The sequence below is a fragment of the Streptosporangium becharense genome (genome assembly GCF_014204985.1).
Taxonomy (GTDB): Bacteria; Actinomycetota; Actinomycetes; order Streptosporangiales; family Streptosporangiaceae; genus Streptosporangium; species Streptosporangium becharense.
Map to the genome: position 1 here is coordinate 7,205,462 of NZ_JACHMP010000001.1, position 24,759 is coordinate 7,230,220.

Genomic DNA, 24,759 nt, shown 5'->3' on the forward strand with positions numbered 1-24,759 from the left:
GGTTGCTCTCGAGGTAATATGGGCACACGCCCACCTTAGTGGGCGTGTGCCCACTAGGCAACGGATGCCGGCGGGTCGACGCACGAAAGGATCTCTGAGTGCCGACTGGTGTGCACCTTCGCGACGCGCGACAGCAGCTGTTCGGCGCTGCCGAACGTGTGCTTCTGAGGGACGGGCCGAACGGGCTGACCAGCCGGGCCGTCACCGACGAGGCGGGCTGCGCCAAAGGCGTCCTGCACCGGCACTTCACCGACTTCGACGCCTTCCTCACCGACCTCGTTCTCGACCGGGCCGCGCAGCTCGAGACACAGGCGAATGCGCTGCGCGAATCCGCCGGCACCGACACGGTGGCCGACAACCTCACCAGCGCGCTGACCACCCTGTTCGGACCGATCCCGATGGCGATCATCCCGCTCATCACCTTCCGGGACGAGCTGCGCGCACGGCTGCGGCAGGCCAGGCCCGGAGGCGGCATCGCGATCCTCGCCCAGGCCACGACCGCGATCTCCGCCTATCTGACCGACGAGCGTGCACTGGGCCGCATCGCGGCCGACGCCGACATCGACTCACTCACCCTCTCCCTGGTCGGTGGCGGCCATCTCCTGTTCGCAGACCGTGACCTCGGCCCGCCCACCACGGCGGTCGTCAGCAGGTTCGTGGCAGCGGTCATCGCCGACGCCGTGCGACGACGACCGGCCCAGGGATCCTGAGTGTCGGCAGGCGATCGTTGTCGTGAGCCGCCCGAAGAGTGTCCTTCACGTCCGATAAGGGGTTGAAGGGCCCGTGATCTGCCTGGCGGATGTGGTCATCTACCGCCGTCCATGAAGCAGATATCGCAGATAACACTTGGGCGATGTGCGGTGGAAGGCCGTTCATCGCCCAAGTGATCTGCGGCCATAGGAGCATTGACACAACGCTGGGCTACGAGGCCATATACCCGGCCGAGACGATCGAGGCGCAAGGCGTTCATCGCCCGCCGCCGAGCCACTCGCCCCAGCGAGGAGTACCGAACCCCCACCGACCAGGAGTGGGACGCCTTCCTCGCACACTTCGAGAAACGCAAGGTGTCCATCGGCACCTGTGGCCGCGCCTTCTCCACCCCTTGTATTCATGAGCACGCTTGTGTCAGATGTGCGCTTCTCAGGCCGGACCCGGTCCAACGCGCCCGCATCGAAGAGATCTGCGACAACCTCATCGCCCGTATTGCCGAGGCCGAACGCGAAGGCTGGCTCGGCGAGGTCGAAGGACTCCAGGTCAGCCTGGCTGGCGTCGAGGAGAAGCTCCGCCAGCTCGATCGGGGCCACAGGCGGCATACGGCCGTGGACCTTGGCATCCCCACCACGCGCGGTGATCGATGAACCCCACGAAGGTGGGCTGCCGCATGGCCCTCAAGCAAGATCGAGAACAAGTTCAAAAGAAGCGTGCATCAAGCACCCTTCAGAACACGATCAAGTGCCGCCCGGCCTGCAGGTCCCCAGTTCGGCTTACCGCCGGGAAGGCCCCGATCTCCGTTCTGCCCCATGAGCATCAGAAAGAGGCTCTTCATAGCGGCCAGCCCGCGGGCGCGCCTGATCGTTGCCTCGTCCGCGTGCGCGTACGCGTCGAAGAACCGTGCGGCCGTGCCCGCGGGGAGCAGCACCCATGCGGCGCCGAGGTCCCACGCGGGATCGCCGGCGAACAAGGCACCGAAGTCGATCACACCTGAGAGTGTTCCGTCCGAGACGACGACATTTGCGGGATGGAGGTCGCCGTGCACCCACGTCGGCGGGCCCTCCCACTCGGGGGCCGCGACGGCATCGGCCCAGACGGCCCGGACGGCGCCGACATCGCCGACGGTGTCGGGGTCAATGGCCTGCAAGAACTGCTCGAAGCCGCCCGTGCACCTCTTGGGGTGGGCGCCGAGGTCCGAACTGGCCGGGGCCTCGACGGGCGCCTCCACATGGAGCGCCTGGAGGAAGCCCGCCAGCGTGTCGGCCGCGTGGGCGCCGCGGCTGATCGAGCCGTGGTCCAGCGGCTCGCCGGGAACCCACGTCATCACGGTCCAGTGCTTGGGGAAGCGCTCGGACGGTTCGCCGAACCGCACCGGGGTCGGCACCGGGAGCGGCAGGCGCGGGGCCAGCACGGGTAGCCACCGCCGCTCCTTGAACTGGAGCTCCGGGGTGGGGTCCATGCGCTGCATGCGCACGGCCAACTCGTCCCCGAGGCGCCACATCTGGTTGCCCCAGCCGCCCGCCACCTCACGGATCGCCAGCCCTGCAAGGTCCGGGTGTTGCTCCTGCAGCAGGTCGCGGACCAGGTCTGCGGTGATCTCAATCTCGGTGTCGGTCATGCGAAGTCACAGTACTGAGGCGGCAGGCGGAGCGGCTCTCGCTCTCCGGAACATCTCGCTGTGATTCCTCTGGCATCACCGATTCGGTTTCAGAGGGCTGCAGAGCAGAGGCTTTGCGACGGAACGGCACCATAGTTCAGAGAAGCCTGCCTGACCTGCCCGATGTTCGTCACCACCCCGGAGTTCCTGCCGCAGCACCGGCAGCAACGCGAACAGCTACTGCAGATCGTCTCCGCGGCCGAGGCCCGCGGCCAGTTGCGAATGAAGAGCCCGGCGGAAGGTGAGTCATCCGACCGGTGCACGGAAAAGGGGAACCGGAGAGCGGGTCTTCTCCCTTGGAAGCGCACGCCTTGAAGTCCTGAACCATGGAATCGCCCGGCGAGAGGAGTCCTCGGCGGGGGTGTTCACCTACTCGGCGCAGTTCCGCGCCGGCGCGGTGGCACTGGCGCGTCTTCGGCGTCAACGGCGGCGGACGCCCACCGGCGGTTTCGTCGACGCGATGGATGCGCCGCGTCGTGATGGGCGGCACCGCGCCGCGCCGGGCACGGCGGCGATCAGGGGCCACACCGCGTGATCCTGGACCCGTGTGCGACCCCCGTCAATACGCCCGGCGGAAGCCGCTTGAGGTTTGTGACGCGTCACAGGTTTGACCGATCAGATTTACTCCCTCCTCCAGTTCCCAGAAAACCGCCGTGAGCCCATGGTTTGGGGGAAGCAGTCAGGCGATCACCGGAGCCCTCATGCAGCGCCGTACCTTCATCGTGTCCCTTTCCGCCGTCGCCCTGTCCGGCACCCTGTGGCAGGACGCCGCGCTCACCGCCTCGGTGGTCGCGGGGGAGAGCCCGTACGGCCCGCTCGGCGCCCCCGACGCCAACGGCGTCGCGTTGCCGGCCGGGTTCAGCAGCAGGGTGGTGGCCAGGTCCGGCCGTTCCGTCGGCGGCATCCTGTGGCACCCGGCACCGGACGGCGGCGCCTGTTTCGCCGACGGCACCGGCTGGATCTACGTGTCCAACTCCGAGGTTCCGCTGATCGGGGGTGCTTCGGCGATCAAGTTCGGGGCCGACGGCTCGATCGAGCGGGCCTACCGGATCCTGTCGAACACCAACCTCAACTGCGCGGGCGGACGCACGCCGTGGGACACCTGGCTGTCGTGCGAGGAGATCTTCCGCGGCAAGGTCTACGAGACCGACCCGTACGGTGTGCGCGGCGCCCAGCAGCGTCCGGCGATGGGCAAGTTCAAGCACGAGGCGGCCGCCTGCGACCCCGACCACAGGGTCGTCTACCTGACCGAGGACGAGGGGGACGGCTGCTTCTACCGCTTCATCCCGGACGTCTGGGGTGATCTGTCCAGCGGCCGTCTCGACGTCTTCTGCGACGACGACGTCTGGCGGCCGGTGCCCGACCCGACGCCCGGCGTCTTCCAGACGCAGACCAGGCACCAGGTGAGCGCGGCCAGGCACTTCGCCGGCGGCGAGGGCTGCCACTACGCGGACGGGGTCTGTTACTTCACCGCCAAGGGCGACCGCAGGGTGTGGGCCTACGACGCCACCCGCCAGACGGTGACCGCGGTCTACGACGGCGCCGGCACGCTCGACGGTGTCGACAACATCACCGGCACCCGGGGCGGTGACCTCTACGTCGCCGAGGACGGCGGCAACATGGAGATCAACATCATCACCCCGGACCGGGTGGTCGCGCCGGTCGTGCGGCTCGACGGCCAGAGCGAGTCCGAGATCACCGGCCCCGCCTTCTCGCCCGACGGCACCCGCCTGTACTTCTCCTCCCAGCGCGGCACCAGCGGCGAACGGGCGGGAACGGGCGGCATCACCTACGAGGTCACCGGCCCCTTCCGCCGCTGATCTCCCAAGGAACACCCCTCCAGGAAACACCCCCCTGGAGACACTCCTTCAAGGAGCACCTCCAAGGAGCACCCCCCATGGCTCTTGCCGGACCCTTCCCGCACGCGGATCGGAGTCCACGGCGCCGCGCCGTCGATCACGGCGGCGCTCTCCCCGCCGAACGGCACCCGGACGGCCGTCCCGGCCGTCGCCTGCGGCGTGCCGATGTTCTCCACCGCGGCATCAGGTCCCGTACGGCAGAGCCGACGCCTCTCGAAGGGAGTTCAGCGTGATCCGATCAGTGATCGCCGCGATCGTCCTGGTGGTCGCCATCGCCATCGCCCCACCCGCCCACGCTTCGGCCGGTGAGGTGTACGTGGCGCTGGGCGACTCGGCCGCCTCCGGGCCGCTGGTGCCCGACCAGGTGCTGCCCGACCTCGGGTGCTGGCGCTCCAACCGCAACTACGCCCACCTCACCGCCAAGGCCATCGGCACCGCCGCGTTCCGTGACGTCACCTGCTCGGGCGCCGACACCAAGGACATGTACCAGCCGCAGGGCACCGAGCTCGGCTCGGTGCCGCCCCAGCTGGACGCGCTCAGCCAGGACACCACGCTGGTGACCGTGCAGATCGGCGCCAACGACGTGGGCCTGACCGGGTTCATCGAGGACTGCCTGAACCTGCTGCCGCCGCCCGTCGGCGACGCCTGCAACGACGACTACATGGAGAACGGGCAGGACACCTGGCGGGTCAAGACCGACGCGCTGCGTCCGAAGCTGACCGCCCTGGTCGCCGACATCCGTGCCCGCTCGCCGCAGGCCAGGATCTTCGTGGTGGGCTACGGGACCTACGCCCCGCCGGGCGGCTGCTACCCGCGAGTGCCGATCATCAGGAAGGACGCCGACTACATCCGCGCCACCCTGATGTACTTCAACCAGATGCTGGCGGAGCAGGCGGCGGAGGCGGGAGCGGGCTTCATCGACCTGCAGACGCCGAGCACGGGTCACGACCCGTGCACCTCGCCGGGGACACGGTGGATCGAGCCGTACGTGCCCGCCTCGCCGGCGACGCCCTTCCACCCCAACGCGCGTGGCATGCGCGGCTTCGCGGACGCGGTGATCGCCGCCGTCAGCGGGGTGTGAATCTCTTGGCCGCCAGCGCGGCTCCGATCTGCTGGAGCTGCGCCGGGTCGGCCGGGTCGAGACCGGTCAGGCTCACCGCCCGCCGCAACCGGTAGTCGACGGTGTTCGGGTGCACATGCAGCAGCTCGGCCGTGCGGCGGCGGTCGAGCCCGGTCTCCAGATGGACCTCGAGCGTCCTGAGCAGGTCGGGGTTGCCCAGCAGGGGGTCGAGGAGGCTCGCGAGCCGGGCGGTGGCCCGGCTCGGCCGGGTGAGCTGGTACTCCAGCAGCACGTCGGCCAGCCGGTAGGCGCCCGGCGGGCGCCCGAAAATCCGCACCACCTCCAGGACCTCCTCGGCCACCCCGGCGGCGGCCGGGACCTCGGCGGGCGTCGCCTGCTCGGTCGCCGCCCAGACCGGCACCCCCGCCGCCCTGGACATCGCCTCGACCACCTCGGCCGCGGCCGGAGTCTCGCCGCCGCGCGGGAGCAACACGAGCCCGCCGGTCGCGTCGAGCACGGACAGGACCTGCTCGGTGGCGTAACACTGCGCGGCGGCCCTGATTCTGGCCAGCTTGCGCCGCGCGGCGACCGATCCGCCGGGCTCGTCCTGTTCCTCGTCCGGGTGCGCGTCCATCGCGATCGCCATGACCAGGTAACCGGGCGCCGGGCGTACCGCCGCCAGGGCCGTGTGATCACCGCTGAGCAGTGCGGAGACCGCGACGTGCATGGCGTGCTGCTCCTGGCTGAGCATGCCCTCGCGCTCCTTCAGGTAGGCGGTGCACACGGCGGAGGTCACCGCCTCGGTGTAGAGGAGGACGAGGCGGTTCATGTCGAGCACCGCCGCGAAGTCGGCCGGTGTGGCGGTGGCGGCCAGGCGGTCCCAGACCCAGCGGGCACCCAGGTGGTAGGCGGCCAGCAGAGCTTCGAGCGGGACCTGTTCCTGGGCGCGGCGCACCGCCGAAGCGCGCAACGGCGCCAGTTCGGCGGAGGTGGGCGGGCGTCGGTGGCGGAACATCTCGCAGATCATCCGCAGGTTGTGCTCGGTGATCCTGGTGATGTCACCGTCGAGTTCCTCCCTGGGCAGTCGGCGGTAGACGGGGATCTCTTCGACGAAGACGCGCACGAGCTGCCTGGCCAGACCGGTCACCTGGCGTTCCAGCAGCTCGTGTACGGGACATCCGGCAAGAGTGAGCACGTCCGCCATTCTCCCCACCGCATTGCGCTGTCTACCGCCCACGACGCCGGTGAAGACGCCATCGCGGAGCCGCGGTGGCCCCGGATCGCCCGGCTCCGGCTTCATCCGGCAGGGCGGTGCCGGTGACGGTCGACTCGTCCGCCGGGTTGGGAGTACGCAGGACGCGGCCGGTCTGCTTGCGGACGGTTCCCGCCGGTCCGCGTCCGGGGAGGTTCCCGCCGGTCAGGCCGAAGGGCTCAGCGACTGCTCCAGTTGATCTCATACGGCTGGAGGGTGACCTTCTCGCCGTCCACGGTCGCGGTGACGGGCTTGTCGGCGGTGTTGACCATCAACAGCTCGCGCGGCTGGGCCAGCACGCGGACCCGGGGGTCGGAGGAGGCGACGGTCTCCAGCTCGGCCCCGGCAGGGAACCGGCGGGTGAACTCGGTGACGAGCCGGCCGGTCGGGAGCGTCGCGCCGGTCTGCGGGTTCCACATGCAGCCCGGGCAGGCCCCCTCCTTGGTCTGCGGGTTCCAGTACAGGGCGGTGGCGGCGCCGCTGCGGGCGAACTCCATCATCGAGACGGCCTGCACCGCCAGGCGCTTGGGCTCGGGCCACGTGGTCTTGCCGTCCTCGGGTACGAAGTACCACTCCGCCCACCAGATCGGCAGGTCACCGGTCCGCTCGCGCAGCCAGGAGGTGACCGCGCTGAACTTGCCCAGCGCCCCGAACTCGTCGGGCAGCAGTTCGTGGGTCTCGGTGGGGGAGGCGCCGTCCACGACGACGAAGTCGGCGCCCTTCTTGTTCGCGAACCAGTATTCGAAGGCGTCCAGCGCGTTCTGGTTGACGACGCCCCACGGGCCGCGCAGCGGGGACTCCCCCTGGCTGTCGCTGTCGAAGCCCAGATACGGGCCGCCGATCTGGGCGTCCGGGCGGACCGCCTTCACCGCGGTGTACACCTTGTTGTACAGGTCGGTGTAGCCCTTGATGTCCGCCGGCTTGGAGTGGTCCTTCCAGAAGCCCTTGAGCTCGTTCCAGACCATGAAGTACTTGACGTCGCGGTAGCGGGTGGCGACGGCGGCGGACAGCTTGGCGAAGTCGTCGAAGTGCTGCGGATACGGGGCGTCCTCCAGGTGGTCCCTCCAGGCCGTCTCCTCGGTCGGGCCTTCGGGGCCGCCCTTCATCCAGTCGGGGGCACAGCACAGCGTGATGACCGGGATGGAGCCCGACTCCTTCATGAGGTTCAGGCGGCTGTCGAGGTCCTCCCAGTAGAACTCGTTCCGGCGGGGCTGGGGGTTGAGCGCGCCGAAGCCCATGATGTGCTGGTTCTGCACCATCGGGGTACGGGCGAGGGTTCCGGCGACGACCTGCTCGAACTGCTCGGTGACGTTGTTCGCGCTGACGGCGGTGTGGGTGAAACCCCAGCGTGGCCAGGCGGCGTCGACCGGGGGCGGCTTGCCGATCTCGGTCTCCGCGGCGGCCGACGGGGAGGCGGTGGACGACCCCGCGGTGGACGGCCCCGTGCCGGCCCGCGTGCGACCTGTGGTGTTGTCCGTGGAGCAGCTCGCCACGGCGAGCGCCAGCGCGGTGATCGCCGCGGCCGAGGCCAGCCTCCACCCGGAACGCCCCCGCTCTGCTGACGCAGAGATATCCGATGACACCTAATCCTCACCTAATTCTTAGTATTTGCCGGGGTTGTAGCCTTCCGTGAGGGATGTAAGGCCGCTGTAACGTGGCCCCTGACTTATCCGGATTTACAGCCAATCGTTATCTCGGCCGCCGACGCGCGGTCCGTCGGCGTTCTCCGCCCCGTCCGGCGGCCCGTCCGTGTCCTCCGTCCCACCTGCTTTCCCGCGGCAGGGAGAGCGAGGTCACGCGGTGACCTGGTCCAGCAGTTCGAGCAGGTGACGGTAGGGCTTTCCGGTGGCGCGCGTCAGGCCGATCTCACACGTGCGGTTGACCGAGGCGTGGGCGGTGAAGTCGCCGCGGGCCACCGACGCCGCCTCGGCCCGGGTGGCCGAGGCGGTCAACTCCGGATGCAGCAGGCCGCGGTCGCCGGCGAAGGCGCAGCACTGCCAGCCGTCGGGCACCACGACCTCCTCGGCGACCGCTTCGGCGACGCGGGTGATGGCGGCGTCGAGCCCGAGACGGGTCGACGAGCAGGTCGGGTGCAGAGCCAGCGACGGGAGACGGCGGGCCTCGGGCAGACGCGGGAGGACGTGCTCGGCCACGAAGCCCACCGCGTCGAGCACCCGCAGGGCGGGGGAGGTCGCGGCGGCGAGCCGTTCGAATCCCTCGGTGCAGGAGGCGGCGTCGCTGACGACGGGGACGCGGCCGCCGTCGGTGGCCGTCATGAGCGCCTCACGCACCCGGCGGCGCATCACGTCGTAGCCGTCGGTGAGCCCTTTCGACGACCACGGTGTTCCGCAGCACAGGTTCGCGATCCCGTCCGGCACGTGCAGTCTCAGGCCCGCCCGTTCGGTGAGGCGCCGCAGCGAGGCCATGACGCCGGGGCCGCCGTCCGCGGGAGCGAACAGGGTGTTCAGGCAGGACGGGACGTACACGGCGTCCGCCGCCGGGTCGGGGGCGGCGCGGCGGGGCGTCCCCCCGCGCGGCAGGTCGCGGCTCCACGCCGGGACGGTGTCGGCGTCTCCCGCCGCGCGGGCGGCCCGGCTCGCCCGCTCGACGAGTCCGGGCGGCGCCGCCGCGGCCGTGTCGAGCGCCAGGTCCACGGTCCGGGTCACCGCTCCCCAGCGGCCGGCGGCGGCCTTCCAGCCCGCCCGCGCCAGGCGTCCGTGGCGTTCGGCGCGCAGGCGTTTCGTGAGTTCGCCCGTGTTGATCAGCACGGGGCAGGCGGTGGCGCACATGCCGTCCACGGCGCAGGTGTCGACGGCGTCGTAGCGGTACTCCTCCTCCAGCCGCCGGGCGAGAGCCAGGTCGCCCGCGGAACGGGCCGCGGCGAGCTCGCGGCGCAGCACGATGCGCTGGCGCGGGGTCGTGGTGAGATCCCGGCTCGGGCACACCGGTTCGCAGTAACCGCACTCCACGCAGCGGTCGACCTCGGGCTCGACGGTGACGACCGCCTTGAGGTCGCGCAGGTGCGCGCGGGGGTCGTCGGTGAGGACGACACCGGGGTTCAGCGTGCCGCCGGGGTCGCACAACCGTTTGACCTCCAGCATCACCTCGTACAGCTCGTCGCCGTACTGGCGGCGCACGAAGGGGGCCATGACCCGGCCGGTGCCGTGCTCGGCCTTGAGCGTGCCGCCCCGGTCGAGCACGGCGGCGACCATGTCCTCGGTGAAGTCGGCGTAGCGCCGCAGGTCCGCCCCGGGGCCGAAGCCCTCGTTGAGCATGAAGTGCAGGTTGCCGTCCTTGGCGTGGCCGAAGATGACGCTGCGCTCGTAGCGGTGCCTGGCGAACAGGTCGTCCAGGTCGTCGCAGAGGTCGGCCAGGGCGGGCACGGGGACGGCGACGTCCTCCAGCAGGGCGGTCGTGCCACTGGGCCGGGCTCCGGCGACGGAGGCGTACAGGCCCTTGCGGATGTGCCACAGCGCGGCGCGGACGCCGGCGTCCCCGCTCAGCCGTGCCGGAGCGGCGAGGGGGAGCGCGGCGAACAGCCGCTCGGCCTCCCGCTCCCGCTCGGCGAGCGGCTCGGGATCGCTTTCCTGCCACTCCACCAGGAGCGCGGCGTGGGAGCGCACCTCCAGCGTGCGCAGGACTCCGTCGGCGCGCGGGTCGTCCCGGGCCACCCGCAGGGACTCGGCGTCGAGCAGTTCGACGGCGGCGGGGTGGGCCGTGACGAGCGCCGGCATCGCCGCCATCGCCTCGCGCAGCGTGGGGAAGACGAGCAGGCCGGTCGCGGCCGCGCGGTACGCCGGCACCGTCCGCAGGACCGCCTCCGCGACGAACGCCAGGGTCCCCTCGCTGCCGACGACGAGGTGGGCGAGGATCTGCGCGGGCGAGTCGTGGTCGAGGAAGCTGTTGAGCCCGTACCCCATGGTGTTCTTCAGGGAGAACTGGGCGGTGATGCGGCGTACCGAGTCCGCGTTTCCCCGGATCCGGTCGCGCAGCCGTTCCAGCCCCTCCGCCAGTCCGGGTTCCAGAGCGCGCAGCCGTGCGTCGGCGTCGGGGGCGGCGGTGTCGACGACGGTGCCGCCGGGCAGCACGAGGACCATCGACTCCAGCGTCCGGTAGGTGTTGGCGTGGGTGCCGCAGGTCATCCCGCTGGAGTTGTTGGCGACGACCCCGCCGATCGTGCACGCCGACTCGCTGGCCGGGTCGGGTCCCAGCTTGCGGCCGTACGCGGCGAGCCGGGCGTTGACCTGCCGCAGCACGGCTCCCGGCTGCACCCGGACCCGGGCGCCGCCGTCGAGCACCTCGATGCCGCGGAAGTGCCGCCGGGTGTCGACGAGCAGGTGCTCGCTGACGCCCTGCCCGCTCAGGCTGGTGCCGCCGGAACGGAAGGTCAGCGGCAGGCCGTGCGCGGCACCGGCCCGCATCAGCGCCGCGACCTGCTCGGCGCTCTCGGGTACCAGCACCGCCTGCGGGGTCAGCAGGTAGTGCGAGGCGTCGTGGGCCATGCCGAGCCGGTCGCTCACCCTGGTGCGGGCGATCCCCGGCACGGCGGCCTCCACCGCGGCCAGGACGGCGGGGGCCGGCGCGCTCAGCCGCCGCGGGTTCTCGGAGTGGGTGACGCTCATGTCCTCTTCGTTCCTCTGAAGGTGGTTCCGGTGACCCACGGGGAGTTTCCGGGCGGCCGGGGCGAACCGCCCGTCACGTGGTCACCCGTCCGGCGACGATCGCGCGGATGGCGGGCAGGTCGTCGACGAGCGTCCGCAGTGGCGTGCGGTAGGCGAGGCCGCTGACGCTGACGGCGCCGCTGGGCACGGTGGGCGAGGTGAGGTAGGCGGGTACGGCCACGCAGTTGACGCCCGGCTCGTTCTCCTGGTCGTCGACGCCGTAACCCAGCTCGCGGATGCGTACGAGCTCGGCGTGCAACTCCTCGGCCGTGCCGACGGAACGCTCCGTCGGCCGCTCCAGCCGCCGCTGTCCCACCCAGTCGCGGACCGCCTCCTCGTCCCGGAGCGCCTGGGCGAGCAGCACCTTCCCGACGGCGGTGCAGTGGGCCGGGTTCCGGCCGCCGACGACCGAGGTCAGCCGGACGGCCCCGGCGGGCGGATCGAGCTTGGAACGGTAGACGACCGAGAACCCGTCCAGTACCGCGTAGTGCACCGTCTCGCTGTAGCGGTCGCAGAGCGCCTCCAGGATCGGGACGACCCGGACGTGGTCCGGCCGGGCCTCATGGTGGGCGAAGGCCATCCGGAGGAACTCGTCGCCGAGCACGTAGCGCCCGTGGCCGTTCCGCGCCGCGAACCCGGCGCGGCGGAGCGACGCCAGGGCACGGTGGACCGTCGGCTTGGGGCTGGCCACCGCGCGCGCCATGTCCTCCAGCCCGATCCCGTCGGGGTGCCGCGCCAGTTCGGCCAGCACCGCCAGCACGCGGTCGGACCCGACGAGCCTGGACTCGGCTTCCGCCTCCGGACCCCCGAGATGGGCCGCCGGTTCAGTCATGTTCCGAAAGTTAGACCATCGTTCCGAAAAGTGGAAGCCGCCCTCGTCGGGTTCGCCGGAGGAACCTCGTTCCTAGTGGTTCCATGCGGCTTACAAGGGGCTGCGGGCAGGATGCGCGCTGAAGGCCATCCGGCTTCCTCGAAAAGGAGAACCACCATGGGCGCCAAGCGTGGCACCGAACTGCGCGACATCCCGGCCGTCGGCACGGAGCTGGACGAGAGCGACCTGATCGGCGTCAACGGGGGGACGAGGAAGAACCCTCTCGAGCACTCCTGGTCCAACGGAGGCGAGATCGACGACCTCCAGGTCTGGTAGCCCGTTCGGGCGAGGCGGCACCGGACCGCCGACGACCGTAACGCGGGGGCGTGCCGCCCCCGCACCCGGGCCGGCCGGGAGCCCGCGACCGCCGCAGCACCGATCGCAGTCAAGGAAACAGCCCGATGTCCTCCCCGCACGTCCTCGTCCTCACCGGCGCGAGAGACCCGCACGCCGACCGCGTCGCCGCCCTCCTCGCCGGCCGCGGCGCGCGCGTCACCGTCTTCGACCCGCCGGACTTCCCGGTGGCGGCCTCGGTGGAGCTGGCCTACGAGCCGGGCGGCCCGGTCAGGCGGGTGCTGCGCACGAGGGACGCGGCCGTCGACCTCGACGCCGTCACGGCCCTGTGGTGGCGCCGCCCCTCGGGCCCCGCCTCCGCGCATCCCGAGCTCACCGACCCCGCCGTGGCCGGGTACGCGGCGAAGGAGTGCCACGCCCTGATGACCGGTCTGTGGGAGAACCTCCCCTGCCGTCAGGTACCCGCGCGCGAGTCGGTCTTCCGGCGGGCCGGGGACAAGGCCGCGCAGCTGGCGCTGGCCGTCGAGCTCGGGTTCGCCGTACCGGACACCGTGATCACCACGGACCCCGAGGCGTTCCTGGACTTCCACGACCGGCACGACGGCCGGATCGTCACCAAGCCGTTCCAGGTGCCGTTCGCCGACGGCGTGGGCGGCGACCTCCACGTGCAACGATTGTGCGAGCCGGTCTCGGCCAGGGACGTGGCCTACGCCCGCGGGCTCCGCTTCTGCCCGGTCATCGTCCAGGAGCTGGTGCCCAAGCGGGTCGAACTACGCGTCACCGTCGTCGGCCGCCGGATCTTCGCGGCGGAGATCCACTCCCAGGAGGCCAACCGGACTGGCCTGGACTGGCGATGCTACGACACCGGGGTCACGCCGCATCGCCCGCACGAGCTGTCACCGGACGTCGCCGCCCGCTGTCTCGCCCTGACGGACCGCCTGGGCCTGGCCTACGGGGCGATCGACCTGATCCTCACCCCCGACGGCCGTCACGTCTTCCTGGAGATCAATCCCAACGGCCAGTGGTTGTGGATCGAGAGCCTCACGGGCCTGCCGATCAGTGAGGCCGTCTGCGATTACCTGCTCGAAGGAGCCTGATGGTGTCTCTGCCGCCCCCGGATTCCTCCCCGCTCCCGGCTTCCGCGTCCCCGGCCTCCCCACCCCCGGCTTCCTCGCCGTCGTCGCTGCCCGGTGGTCGTCTGCTGTCCGATGTGCTGGCCCACCTGCACCGGCTCCGTGACGAGGAACCCGTGACCGCCCGGCGGCTGACCACCGAACTCCGCCGGGCACACCCGGACGTGCCGATGCGGCTGGTGTGGCAGCAGGACTTCCCGGGCGGCCCCTTCCACTACGACATGCTGATCACGGCCGGGGACGGCACCGTGTCGGTCGCCTTCGCCCCCGACCGTGCCCTGCCGTGGCCGCTGCGGGGAAGCCGCCACGCCGGAGAGCACGTCCTGCTCCGCGTCGACGGGGAAGACGTCACGGTGGAGCAGGCCATGACCGTGCTCGACGTGCTGTGGGCCGACCCGTCCCTGACGACCCGGCTGGTCAACGCCGCCCTGGTGGAGCAGGAGCTGGCCCGTCATCCGGTCGAGCTGCCGGCCGCCGAGCTTCAGGAGGCCATGGACGCCTTCCGCCGGGCACGGGGCCTGCTCACGGTCGAGGCCACCCGCGCGTGGATGGCGGAGCGGGGCGTCGGCGACGCCCGGTTGGAGGAGATCGTGACCGCGGAGGCCTCGGTCGCGCGGTTGCGGACGCGTCTGGTGGGAGGCGCGGTGGAGGACGCCTTCGCCGCCGACTCCCGCGGCTGGGACGGACTGCGCGTGCTGCGGGCCCGCTACGCCGACCACGAGGCGGCCCGCGCGGCGGTCGCCCGGCACGCGGGCGTGGACCGGGAGCCGATGGCGGATCGGGAGCCGATCGCGGACCGGGGGGACGCGGACCGGGGGGATGCGGACGTCCTCGCGTCGATGATCGCGGAGGTGCTGGAGCACGGCGCGGACGTCCGGGTGGAGCGGGTGCGCCGCCGTGACCTCGGCCCCGGCGCGGCCGGCGCGGGCGTGGGGGACCTGCTCGGCCCGCAGGGACGCGAACCCGCGGTCACCAGGGTGCTGGAGGTGCACTCCGCCGAGCTCGACCACGTCACACGCCGTGAGATCGAGCGGGTGCTGTTCGACCGCTGGCTGATGCGGCGGCGGGCGGAGGCCAGGCTGGAGTGGCTCTGGGGCACCGTGCCCCGGACCGTCGCCCTCAACGAGGCGCTGCGGGGCCCGGCCGGCTCCGGGCCCGCCCGGTCAGCCGCGGGGCAGGACGTCGGCGGCGATCCGTAGGAACAGGTCGTTCTCCTCGGCCGTGCCGACGGTCATGCGCAGCCCGTCGGTGCCGTACGCGCGGAGGATGACCCCGCGCTCCTCGAACGCGGCGGCCCTGGCCGGGCCGTCGGGCATCGGCATGAAGATGAAGTTGGCCTGGCTCGGCACGATCCGGACGCCGAGGGCGGTCAGATGGTCGGCGACCCGGGTGCGTTCGGCGATGACGTGGGCGACGCGTTCCTTGAGCTCGACCCCGGCCTCGGGAGTGAGTGACGCGAGCGCGCCGGCCTGCGCGAGGGTCGAGACGGAGAAGCCCACGATCGACTTCCTGATCAGGGCGGCGGTCTCCGGGCGGGTCACGCAGTAGCCCACGCGCAGGCCCGCCAGGCCGTACGCCTTGGAGAAGGTGCGCAGCACCGCGATGTTCGGACGGCGCCGGACCAGGTCGAGGCCGTCGGCCGACCGGGGGTCGGTGACGAAGTCGTGGTAGGCCTCGTCGAGCACGACGAGCACGTCGTCCGGGACGGCGTCGAGCAGGTGCTCCAGGTCGGCCGCGGAGACCACGGTGCCGGTGGGGTTGTTGGGGTTGCAGACGATGACCATGCGGGTCCGGTCGGTCACCGCGTCCGCCATGGCGGGCAGGTCGTGGGCGTATCCGTCGTCGAGGGGCACTCGCACGGAGGCGGCGCCCGCGACGGTGGTCACGATCGGATAGCTCTCGAACGCGCGCCAGGCGTACAGGATCTCGTCCCCCGGACCGGCGATGACGGACGCCAGGACCTGGAGCAACGCCCCGGACCCGTTGTCCACCACGACCTGGGCGGGGTCGACGTCGTGCCGGCGGGCGAGTGCGGCGGTCAGCTCGATCCGGTGGAAGTCCGGGTAGCGGTTCAGCGTCGTGCCGGCCTCGGCCAGTGCCCGGACGACGTGGGGGAGCGGGCCGTACGGCATCTCGTTGGAGGAGAGCTTCACCTGCGGACGGCCGCCGGTCGGCGTGCGGCCCGGTGTGTAGGACACCAGTTCGTCGATGGCGGCACGGTGCTTGACGGTCATCTCACTCCTCCAGGCCGGTAGATCCGATCATATAAATCTATATAATGATTTATGTTGGCCCGCAAGGATGGAGAGAGGGCATCCGGGCACCGTCGCGGCGAAGCCGGGCGGGTGACGGCCGGTCCGGTCCGCGCCGGTCCTCGGACGTGTCAGCGATCGGGGCGGGTGAGGCCGCGGTGGCGCAGCGCCATCGCCTCGGCGCCGCGCTGGTCGCCCCGGATCACGGCGTCGACCAGGTCCACGTGCACCTGGAGCCGGTCGGCCGATCCCTTGCGGAAGTCCTCGGCGGTGATGGCCTGGCCCAGCTCGCCGCTGATGTAGTCGACCAGCCGGGTGTACATGGTCCGCAACAGCACGTTGGGTGAGATCAGTGCGAGGCGGCGGTGCAGGTCCCAGTTGCAGCGCTGCGACTCGGCGGGGTCGGGCCAGGTCCGCCGGAGCCGTTCGAGCAACTCGGTCAGCTCGGCGACGTCCTGCTCGGTGCGGTGCGCGGCGGCGTCCAGCGCCACCTCCTGGTCGAGCACGTCGAGCACGGCCAGGCAGTGGGTGATCGAGGTGCCGTCGGCGCCCAGCTGGAGCATGTCGTGGCCGAGCCGCACCAGCGGGGACTGCTCGGCGACGAAGATCCCTCCGCCCGGTCCGGGTCGCACGTCGAGGACCCCGCGCAGCCGGAGCACCCGGATGGCCTCCGCGAGTGTCGCCGGGGCGACGCCGAACTGCCGGCGCAGGTCCTCCTTGGTGCCCAGGCGGTGGCCCGGCCCGAGGGAGCTGCCGCGGATGGTCTCCTCCATGCGCTCGACCAGCGTCTCCGCGATCGACGACCGGGCGTCACTCCGGTCGAAAGTTACCTGGCTGACCGTGTCTGTGTCCTGCATGTGGGCTTCTTTCCGAGTGGCCTGCAGTCCGTCAACTGTAGGGGCGTTCCGTGTCCGCCGCGTGTTGGGCAACCACACAAATCATACAAATGGTTGACATGTTCCCGAGGGGAGCGGTAACCATAGTAATGATTTGAGTTAATCGGCCGACCGGGTGAGGGCTTCCTCCCCGTTCAGGCACGGAAGGGAGCGCGATGGGCTCGATCGTCCTCGCGGCGAAGATCACGCATGTGCCGTCGATCTGGCTGTCGCTGCAGACCGGCACCAAACACGAGGGAATCCGGCAGAACGCCGTCGACGGCCTGACCGAGCTCGGCCGCCGGGCCCGCGAGCGCGGCGCCGACACCTTCCTCGTGATGGACGTGCACTGGCAGAACAACGCCGGGTTCCATCTGAACGCCCGGGAGCGGATCGCGGGCAGCTACGCCTCGCACGAGCTGCCGCACTTCATCTCGGGGCTGGGCTACGACTACCGTGGCGCTCCCGACCTGGCCGGGCTGGCCGCCGCCGAGATCCGCGCGAGCGGGCTCAAGGCGCTCGCCCACGACGTCCCCGACCTCGGTTTCGAGTACGGCACGCTCGTCCCGATGCACCTGATGAACCCCGGCGGGGACCTCGCGGTGCTGTCGATGGGCGTCAACATCTACTCCTCACTGGAGGAACAACGCGAGGTGGGCCGGGCACTGCGCCGGGCGATCGAGGCGAGCGACCGCAGAGTGGCGCTGCTGGCCAGCGGCTCGCTGTCGCACGAGTTCCCGTCGAACGCGATCTCCGAGACCAAGCTCAACGCGCACACCAACGAGTTCAACCGCCAGGTCGACCTGCGGGTGCTGGAGCTGTGGCGCGAGGGCCGGATGACCGAGTTCCTCGCGATGCTCCCCGAGTACGCCAGGCGCTGCCACGGTGAGGCCGGCATGGGCGACACGATCATGCTGTTCGGCGCGCTCGGCTGGGAGGACTACCGCGGCCGGGGCGAGCTGGTCGGCGACTTCTTCAGCAGCACCGGGACCGGCCAGGCCAACGTCGACTTCTCGCTGTGAGCCCGGCGTCCTCTCTCACCCCCCCGACCCCTCGAAAGGAGTTCGCATGCTGACGGGAACCGCCTACGGCCGCGCCGCCGCCTCGTACAACCCCGAGCTGACGCTCGTCGGCCCCGGCACCCCCGCCGGAGAGCTGCTGCGTCGCTACTGGCAGCCGGTCGGTCTGGCGGGCGACGCCACGACCACGCCCCGGAAGGTCAGGATCCTCGGCGAGGACCTCATCCTGTTCCGCACCCGCAAGGGCGTGCCGGGACTCATCCACCCCAACTGCGCGCACCGCGGCAGCTCCCTCTACTACGGCAAGGTCGAGGACGAGGGCATCCGCTGCTGCTACCACGGGTGGCTGTTCGGCGCCGACGGCGCCTGCCTGGACCAGCCGTGCGAGCCGGACGGCGGACGCCATCGCGACCGCGTCCGCCAGCCGTGGTACCCGCTGCACGAGTGGGCCGGGCTGGTCTTCGCCTACATGGGCCCGCCGGACCGGATGCCGGTCTTCCCACGCTTCTCGATCTTCGAGAACCTCGGGGAGGGCGAGGAGCTGGTGGCCGACGACCGCAGCGTCGGTTCGGGCGGCCCGGTCATCGTGGACTTCAACTGGTTGCAGCACTGGGAGAACGTGATGGACCCCTTCCACGCGCCCATCCTGCACGGCTCGTTCTCCGGTGTGCAGTTCGTCAAGGAGATGGGCGTGCTGCCGCAGGTGGAGTGGGAGCTCACCGACCACGGCGTGCGCAGCATCCAGGACCGGCGGCTGGACGACGGCCGCGTCTACCGCCGCCGCACCCAGGTGGTCTTCCCCAACCTGCGCGTCGTGCCCAACCCGCGCCTGGAGGTGCTCGGCCCGGCCGACTCCGTCGGCTGGGTGGTGCCCATCGACGACACGACCTTCCGCATCTACTCCGTCTTCCGCACCAGCAACCCCGAGGCGATCGCCCGGATCCGGACCCTCTTCGACGGCCGCCCCTGGGCGGAGCTGACCGAGGAGGAGCACCAACGCATGCCGGGCGACTACGAGGCGCAGAAGAGCCAGGGTGACATCGCCGACCACGCGGCCGAGCACCTGGGCACCACCGACCGGGGCATCGTCATGCTCCGCAGGTTCCTCAAGCGGCAGATCGACGCCGTGGCCGCCGGTCAGGATCCGGTCGGCGTGGCGTTCGACGAGGAGAAGGCGCTGATCCAGCTGGACGCGGCCGCCTTCATGACGGAATGACCCCGCCCGGAACGACCCCGCCCGGCACAGGCCCGGACGCGTCGCGTCCGGACGCGACGCGTCCGAGCGGCGCGAATCCCGCCGGGACGGATCCGGGCGGCGCGAATCCCGCCGGGGCGAGGCCGGACGGAACGGGCCCGGCCGGGACAGGCGTCCTGCGGGTGCGCTCCATGACCTGGGAGGCCGACGGCGTCCTCTCGGTCACCCTGGCCGACCCCGGCGGGGCCGCACTGCCCCGCTGGGCCCCGGGAGCGCACGTCGACCTCATCGCCGAGGGCGTCCCGACCAGGCAGTACTCCCTCTGCGGCGACCCGGCCGACCCCTTCCTGTGGCGCGTCGCGGTGCTGCGGGAGGAGGACAGCAGGGGCGGCTCGGCCTTCGTGCACGAGACCCTCCGGCCCGGCGCGCTCGTCGGTTTCTCCGGCCCGCGCAACAACTTCCCGCTGGTCCCCGCCGACGGCTACCTGTTCGTGGCCGGGGGCATCGGCATCACGCCGCTGCTGCCGATGGCCCGCGCCGCCGCCGCGGCCGGCGTGCCGTGGCACCTGCTGTACGGCGGGCGGACCCGGGCCTCGATGGTCTTCCTGCCCGAACTGGCCCGCTACGGCGGGCACGTCACGGTCCGGCCGCACGACGAGTACGGGCCGCTGGACCTGGACGAGGCGCTGGCCGGGGCTCCTGGTGCGACGGTCTACTGCTGCGGCCCGGAGCCGCTGCTGGCCGCCATGGAGGAACGCGTTCCCGGCGTACGCCTGGAACGGTTCAGCCCGCGTCCGGTGACCGGGACCGCCGAGCCCGGCGCCTTCCAGGTCGTGCTGAGGCGCTCGGGCCTCAGCCTGCCCGTCCCGGCGGACCGCACCGTGCTCTCCGTGCTGGAGGAGGCGGGGATCCGGGTTCCCACCTCCTGCCTGGAGGGCGTGTGCGGGTCATGCGAGACCACCGTGCTCGAGGGCGAGGTGGAACACCGCGACTCCGTCCTCACCGAGGCCGAGCGCGCCGCCGGGGACACGATGTTCATCTGCGTCTCCCGCTGCCGCTCGTCCCGCCTGGTCCTCGACCGATGAATCCCCCAAGGAGACCCATGAACATGACGGGCGGCGAGGCTCTCGCCCGTTCGCTGGCGGCCAACGGCGTCAGCCGGATATTCGGCATCCCCGGGGTGCAGCTCGACCACGCGGCGGACGCGCTCTACCACGCGGGTGACGACATCGCCTTCACCTGCGCGCGCAACGAGCAGGCCGCCTCCTACATGGCCGACGGTTACGCCCGTTCCACAGGGCGGGCCGGCGTCTCGATGGTGGTGCCCGGGCCGGGCATGCTGAACGGCCTGGCCGGTCTCGCCACCGCCTACGCCTGCTCCTCACCGCTGCTCTACGTCTGCGGCCAGATCGACTCCAAGGCGATCGGCCGCGGACTCGGCGCACTGCACGAGATCCCCGACCAGAGCGGCATCCTGCGCTCGCTCACCAAGTGGAGCGGCCTGGCCTCCCGCCCGGAGGACATCCCCGGCCTGGTCCACCGGGCCTTCGCCGAGCTGCGCTCCGGCCGGCCCCGCCCGGTCGGCCTGGAGATCCCGCCGGACGTGCTCGCCGCGCGGGCCGACGTCGAGATCCCCGGCGCCGCCCCGCACGTGCCCGTCGTCCCCGACCACAAACTGATCGACGCCGTCGCCGAGCTGCTGCGCGGCTCCCGGCGGCCGGTGATCTACGCGGGCGGCGGTGTGATCGCCGCCGACGCGTCGGAGGAGCTGCGCGAGCTGGCGGAGATCCTCCGGGCGCCGGTCGTGGTGAGCGAGAACGGCCGGGGGGCGATCTCCGCCAGGCACCCGCTCGCGTTCGACGCGCTGGCGTTCCGCAGGCTGCGCGAGGACGCGGACGTCGTGCTGGCCGTCGGCACCCGCTTCGTCACCGCCTTCAGCGCGCAGACCGACACGGCCGGCGCCAGGCTGGTCCTGATCAACGCCGAGGCCGCCGACCTCGGCGAGCCCCGCACCCCCGACCTGGCGGTGCACGGCGACGCGCGGCTGGCGCTCGCGGCGCTGGCCGAGGAACTGCGCGGAGTGACCCGTGAGTCCCGCACGGCCGAACTCGACGCCGCGCGGGCCTGGTGCGAGGAGCAGTACGCCGACATCGCCCCGCAGCGGGCCTACCTGCGGGCGATCCGCGCCGCGCTCCCGGACGACGGGGTGCTGGTCAGCGAGCTGACCCAGGTCGGCTACGCCGCCAACGCCTGCTTCCCCGTCTACCGGCCGCGCACCTTCCTCACCCCCGGCTACCAGGGCACGCTCGGGTACGGCTTCGCCACGGCGCTCGGCGCGAAGGCGGCCGACCCGCACCGGGCGGTCGTCTCCATCACCGGCGACGGCGGCTTCTCCTGGACGCTCCAGGAGCTCTCCACGGCGAAGAAGTACGGCCTGGCCACGGTGACGGTGGTCTTCAACGACGGCTTCTTCGGCAACGTGCGGCGGATCCAGAAGAACCGCTTCGGCGCCCGCTACTTCGCCACCGACCTGGTCAACCCCGACTACGCCAAGCTCGCCGACGCCTTCGGCGTCGCCGCCGCGCGGGCGGAGGGCCCCGAGGAGCTGGAGGTGGTGCTGAAGGAGGCGCTCACCGCGGGCGAGCCGGTGCTCGTCGAGGCTCCCGTCGGGGAGTTTCCCGGCCCCTGGCACCTGATCCACGAGGGCGTGCCCCGCCCCGCACCCCTGGAGGCACCGTGATCGAGCGCACCGACCTGCTGATCGGCGGCCGGTGGGTCGCCCCGAGTGCCGCCTCCGGCACACTCGACGTGGTCGACCCGGCCACCGACCGGGTGGCCGGACGGGTGCCGGTCGCCTCCGCCGACGACGTCGACGCCGCGGTACGGGCCGCCGCCGCGGCGTTCCCGGACTGGTCCCGGGTGCCGATGGCGGAGCGGGTCACCCTGGTCGAGCGGATCAGGGCCGGGGTCGAGGAGCGGCGCGAGGAGCTGGCCGGGCTGCTCACGCTCCAGATGGGCACGCCCATCACCTTCGCCCGGCAGGCGCAGCTCGGCGTGGCACTGGCCGACCTCGACGAGATCGTCAAGGCCGGACGCGACTACGTCGCGGAGGAGGTCGTCGGCGGTGCCCTGGTCGTGCGCGAGCCCGCCGGGGTCGTCGCCGCGATCACCCCGTGGAACTTCCCGCTGCACCAGATCGCGCTCAAGGTCGGCGCGGCCCTGGTGGCCGGGTGCACGGTGGTGCTCAAGCCCAGCGAGCTGACCCCGCTCGACGCCTACGTCTTCGCCGAGATCGTCCAGGCGGCCGGGGCGCCCGCGGGTGTGTTCAACCTGGTGCCGGGCGACGGCCCGGTCACCGGGGAGGCTCTCGTCGCGCATCCGCTGGTCGACGTCGTCACCCTGACCGGATCCGTGCGGGCGGGGGCGAGGGTGGCCGAACTGGCGGCCCGCACGATCAAGAAGGTGACGCTGGAACTCGGCGGCAAGTCGGCCGGCATCGTGCTCGACGACGCGGACCTGGCGTCCGTCGTCCCGCAGGCGGTCGGCGGTTGCTTCGCGAACGCCGGGCAGATCTGCGCCGCGCTGACCCGGCTGCTCGTCCCCGGACACCTGCTGGAGGAGGTGGAGCGGCTCGCGGCCGAGGCGGCCTCCGGGTGGGTGCCCGGCCCGCCGTCCGACCCGGCCACCAGGCTCGGCCCGCAGGCGTCGCGGCGGCAGCAGCGGATCGTCCGCGACTACATCGCGACCGGGATCGCGGAGGGGGCGAGGCTCGTCGCGGGCGGTGCCCCGGTGGACGGGCCGGGCGCCTACGTCACGCCGACGATCTTCTCGGGGGTGCGACCCGAGATGACGATCGCGCGTGAGGAGATCTTCGGCCCGGTGCTCTCGATCATGAGTTACACCACCGAGGACGAGGCCGTCGCCATCGCCAACGACTCCGAGTACGGGCTGTCCGGCGGGGTGTGGTCGACCGACCCGGCCAGGGCGCTGGCGGTGGCCCGCCGCCTGCGGACCGGGATGGTGAGCGTCAACGGGGCGGGTCTCAACGTGGCGGCGCCCTTCGGCGGCTACAAGCGCTCGGGCGTCGGCCGCGAGTGCGGACGCTACGGCATCGAGGAGTTCCTGGAGACCAAGACCGTGGTCGGCGCCTGACCGAGGACACCGGCCGGGCCGGACCGCGTCATCGGACCGGGCCACACCACCGATTCGCGGCGCAGGGCGACACCTGCCGGGTGAGCCGCCGCGCCGGCCGGGCCTGGCCGCGCCACCGAGTTGCGACAAGGAGAGCACTTCACGTGACACACCCGCTGGGGCTCGCACCGTCGAAGATCATCGCGGTGCACCTCAACTACCGGAGCAGGGCCGAGGAACGGGGCCGCTTCCCCGAGGCCCCCTCCTACTTCCTCAAACCGCCCTCGTCGCTCAGTCACTCGGGCGCCCCCGTGGTCCGGCCGCGAGGCTGCGAGTATCTCGCCTTCGAGGGGGAGATCGCGGTCGTCGTCGGGCGGCGGGCACACCGGGTGAGCGTCGCCGAGGCGCTCGACCACGTGGCGGGCTACGCCGCGGCGAACGACTTCGGCGTCTACGACCTGCGCCACGCCGACCGCGGATCGAACGTCCGCTCCAAGGGCTGTGACGGGTTCACCCCGGTCGGCCCCCTCCTGCTCGACGCCCGTGAGGTGGACCCCGGCCGCCTCACGCTGCGCACCTGGGTCAACGGCGAGCTGGTGCAGGAGGCGTCCACCGAGGAACTGCTGTTCCCGTTCGCGGTGCTGGTCGCCGACCTGTCCCGGCTCATGACGCTGGAGGCCGGTGACGTCATCCTGGCCGGCACCCCCGCGGGATCGACCGTGGTCCGTCCGGGCGACGTCGTCGAGGTCGAGCTGGAGGACTCCGGCCGGCTGCGCAACGAGATCGTCGAGGCCGGTCACGACCTGGAGCCGATCGGCGCGATGCCGCGTGCCTCCGCCGCCGACCGGGAGGCCGCCCTCGGTGGCCGTGCCGCGCCGGCCACCGCGCCGGTCACCGGAGCGGCCCCGGATCGGGACTCCGGAGCGGCCCCGGATCGGGACTCCGCGACGGCCACCGGCCCGGCACCGGCTACGGCTACGGCTGCGGTTTCCGGCCCGGCACCCGCTACGGCACCGGTTACGGCTGCGGCCTCCGGTCCGGTGCGGCCGGCGGTGACCGAGGAGACGCTGGCCGCGCTGCGCACGGTGTCCACCGCCACGATCTCCAGCGTGCTGCGAAAGAAGGGCGTCGAGCACCACTTCATCGAGGGCGTGCGGCCGGCCCGCCCCGACCTGAGGATGGTGGGCTTCGCGCGGACCCTGCGGTACGTACCGCTGCGCGAGGACGTCTTCGCCGAGATCGGCGGGGGCATGAACGCGCAGAAGCGCACCGTCGAGGAGATACAGCCGGGTGAGGTGCTCGTCATCGAGGCGCGCGGCGACCACGGCGCGGGCACGCTCGGCGACATCCTCGCCCTGCGCGCGCTGCGGCGCGGCGCGGCGGGCGTGGTGACCGACGGCGGGCTGCGCGACAGCCCCTCGTTCGCCTCCCTCGACCTGCCGTCGTACTACGGCGTCCCGCACGCCGCGGTGCTCGGCCGCAGGCACGTCCCGTTGGAGGGCAACGTGCCCGTGGCGTGCGGGGGAGTCCTCGTCATGCCGGGAGACCTGCTGGTCGGCGACGCCGAGGGCGTGGTGGTCGTCCCGCCCGCGCTGGCCGCGGAGGTGGCCGCCGAGGCGGTCGAGCAGGAACGCCAGGAGCGCTTCATCTACGAGCGGGTCGCCGCCGGGGAGAGCGTCGACGGTCTCTACCCGATCGGCCCGCGGTGGCGGGAGGCGTACGAAGCCTGGGCCGAGACCCGCCCGGTCTCCGGCTGAATCCCGCTGTTCCCCGATATCTCGCAAGGAGA

At 71.9% G+C, this 24,759-nt stretch carries 21 protein-coding genes; 14 read left to right on the forward strand and 7 right to left on the reverse strand.

What is annotated here, in order from left to right; translation table 11 throughout:
* The first annotated feature begins 98 nt into the window (after positions 1-98).
* Both F4562_RS31135 and F4562_RS34345 read left to right on the forward strand, forming a co-directional pair.
* The gene (locus tag F4562_RS31135) at positions 99-710 is read left to right on the forward strand and encodes a TetR/AcrR family transcriptional regulator (protein ID WP_184540234.1); all 612 of its coding nucleotides are present in this window, start codon (positions 99-101) and stop codon (positions 708-710) included.
* 354 nt (positions 711-1,064) lie between these two features.
* On the forward strand, positions 1,065-1,358 hold the full coding sequence (locus tag F4562_RS34345; protein ID WP_221206567.1) for a hypothetical protein: 294 nt from the start codon (positions 1,065-1,067) through the stop codon (positions 1,356-1,358).
* Positions 1,359-1,426: 68 nt separating this feature from the next.
* Here F4562_RS34345 and F4562_RS31145 read toward each other — a convergent pair whose 3' ends face one another.
* Positions 1,427-2,329 (reverse strand): aminoglycoside phosphotransferase family protein, encoded by a 903-nt coding sequence (locus F4562_RS31145; RefSeq protein WP_184540236.1) that lies wholly within the window; start codon positions 2,327-2,329, stop codon positions 1,427-1,429.
* Positions 2,330-2,729: 400 nt separating this feature from the next.
* Between F4562_RS31145 and F4562_RS31150 the strand changes: the two genes are divergently transcribed.
* The 3 genes from F4562_RS31150 (at position 2,730) to F4562_RS31160 (ending at position 5,308) form a co-directional block, all read left to right on the forward strand.
* The gene (locus F4562_RS31150; protein WP_184540238.1) at positions 2,730-2,903 is read left to right on the forward strand and encodes a hypothetical protein; all 174 of its coding nucleotides are present in this window, start codon (positions 2,730-2,732) and stop codon (positions 2,901-2,903) included.
* 166 nt (positions 2,904-3,069) lie between these two features.
* Positions 3,070-4,188, forward strand: coding sequence for an alkaline phosphatase PhoX (locus F4562_RS31155; RefSeq protein WP_184540240.1), 1,119 nt, complete (start codon positions 3,070-3,072; stop codon positions 4,186-4,188).
* A gap of 268 nt (positions 4,189-4,456) precedes the next feature.
* Positions 4,457-5,308, forward strand: a complete 852-nt coding sequence (locus F4562_RS31160; RefSeq protein WP_184540243.1) for an SGNH/GDSL hydrolase family protein — start codon at positions 4,457-4,459, stop codon at positions 5,306-5,308.
* On the opposite strand, the gene F4562_RS36545 is transcribed toward F4562_RS31160, so the two are convergent.
* The 4 genes from F4562_RS36545 to F4562_RS31180 form a co-directional block, all read right to left on the reverse strand.
* Positions 5,295-6,482 (reverse strand): PucR family transcriptional regulator, encoded by a 1,188-nt coding sequence (locus F4562_RS36545; RefSeq protein WP_221206568.1) that lies wholly within the window; start codon positions 6,480-6,482, stop codon positions 5,295-5,297. The genes F4562_RS31160 and F4562_RS36545 overlap by 14 nt on opposite strands.
* Before the next feature lie 236 nt (positions 6,483-6,718).
* Positions 6,719-8,122: a glycoside hydrolase family protein gene (locus F4562_RS31170; protein WP_184540246.1), complete on the reverse strand. Its 1,404-nt coding sequence runs from the start codon at positions 8,120-8,122 to the stop codon at positions 6,719-6,721.
* A gap of 210 nt (positions 8,123-8,332) precedes the next feature.
* Positions 8,333-11,161: an FAD-binding and (Fe-S)-binding domain-containing protein gene (locus tag F4562_RS31175; RefSeq protein ID WP_184540248.1), complete on the reverse strand. Its 2,829-nt coding sequence runs from the start codon at positions 11,159-11,161 to the stop codon at positions 8,333-8,335.
* A gap of 73 nt (positions 11,162-11,234) precedes the next feature.
* Positions 11,235-12,032 (reverse strand): IclR family transcriptional regulator, encoded by a 798-nt coding sequence (locus F4562_RS31180; RefSeq protein WP_184540250.1) that lies wholly within the window; start codon positions 12,030-12,032, stop codon positions 11,235-11,237.
* A gap of 156 nt (positions 12,033-12,188) precedes the next feature.
* Between F4562_RS31180 and F4562_RS31185 the strand changes: the two genes are divergently transcribed.
* From F4562_RS31185 to F4562_RS31195, 3 genes are all read left to right on the forward strand, one after another.
* Positions 12,189-12,347, forward strand: a complete 159-nt coding sequence (locus tag F4562_RS31185; protein ID WP_184540252.1) for a hypothetical protein — start codon at positions 12,189-12,191, stop codon at positions 12,345-12,347.
* A 125-nt stretch (positions 12,348-12,472) separates the two neighbouring features.
* Complete coding sequence (locus F4562_RS31190) at positions 12,473-13,462, forward strand: MvdC/MvdD family ATP grasp protein (RefSeq protein WP_184540254.1); 990 nt, start codon at positions 12,473-12,475, stop codon at positions 13,460-13,462.
* The gene (locus F4562_RS31195; RefSeq protein WP_184540255.1) at positions 13,462-14,697 is read left to right on the forward strand and encodes a TIGR04500 family putative peptide maturation system protein; all 1,236 of its coding nucleotides are present in this window, start codon (positions 13,462-13,464) and stop codon (positions 14,695-14,697) included. The genes F4562_RS31190 and F4562_RS31195 overlap by 1 nt, the downstream gene beginning before the upstream one ends.
* Here F4562_RS31195 and hisC read toward each other — a convergent pair.
* Together hisC and F4562_RS31205 are read right to left on the reverse strand one after the other, a co-directional pair.
* Positions 14,662-15,732 (reverse strand): histidinol-phosphate transaminase, encoded by a 1,071-nt coding sequence (gene hisC, locus F4562_RS31200; protein WP_184540257.1) that lies wholly within the window; start codon positions 15,730-15,732, stop codon positions 14,662-14,664. The two genes, F4562_RS31195 and hisC, sit on opposite strands and share 36 nt — an antisense overlap.
* 149 nt (positions 15,733-15,881) lie before the next feature.
* The gene (locus F4562_RS31205; RefSeq protein ID WP_184540259.1) at positions 15,882-16,607 is read right to left on the reverse strand and encodes a FadR/GntR family transcriptional regulator; all 726 of its coding nucleotides are present in this window, start codon (positions 16,605-16,607) and stop codon (positions 15,882-15,884) included.
* A 194-nt stretch (positions 16,608-16,801) separates the two neighbouring features.
* Between F4562_RS31205 and hpaD the strand changes: the two genes are divergently transcribed.
* From hpaD to F4562_RS31235, 6 genes are all read left to right on the forward strand, one after another.
* Positions 16,802-17,647 (forward strand): 3,4-dihydroxyphenylacetate 2,3-dioxygenase, encoded by an 846-nt coding sequence (hpaD, locus tag F4562_RS31210; RefSeq protein ID WP_184540261.1) that lies wholly within the window; start codon positions 16,802-16,804, stop codon positions 17,645-17,647.
* A gap of 46 nt (positions 17,648-17,693) precedes the next feature.
* Positions 17,694-18,860 (forward strand): aromatic ring-hydroxylating dioxygenase subunit alpha, encoded by a 1,167-nt coding sequence (locus tag F4562_RS31215; protein ID WP_184540263.1) that lies wholly within the window; start codon positions 17,694-17,696, stop codon positions 18,858-18,860.
* A gap of 170 nt (positions 18,861-19,030) precedes the next feature.
* On the forward strand, positions 19,031-19,924 hold the full coding sequence (locus F4562_RS31220; protein WP_184540265.1) for a PDR/VanB family oxidoreductase: 894 nt from the start codon (positions 19,031-19,033) through the stop codon (positions 19,922-19,924).
* A 17-nt stretch (positions 19,925-19,941) separates the two neighbouring features.
* The gene (locus tag F4562_RS31225) at positions 19,942-21,579 is read left to right on the forward strand and encodes a thiamine pyrophosphate-dependent enzyme (protein WP_184540267.1); all 1,638 of its coding nucleotides are present in this window, start codon (positions 19,942-19,944) and stop codon (positions 21,577-21,579) included.
* Entirely contained in the window at positions 21,576-22,991 is a 1,416-nt protein-coding gene (locus F4562_RS31230) for an aldehyde dehydrogenase family protein (RefSeq protein ID WP_184540269.1), read from the forward strand. Before F4562_RS31225 ends, F4562_RS31230 begins: the two co-directional genes overlap by 4 nt.
* Positions 22,992-23,134: 143 nt before the next feature.
* A complete protein-coding gene (locus F4562_RS31235) occupies positions 23,135-24,727 on the forward strand; it encodes a fumarylacetoacetate hydrolase family protein (RefSeq protein ID WP_184540271.1) in 1,593 nt (530 codons plus the stop codon).
* The last annotated feature ends 32 nt before the right edge of the window (positions 24,728-24,759 follow it).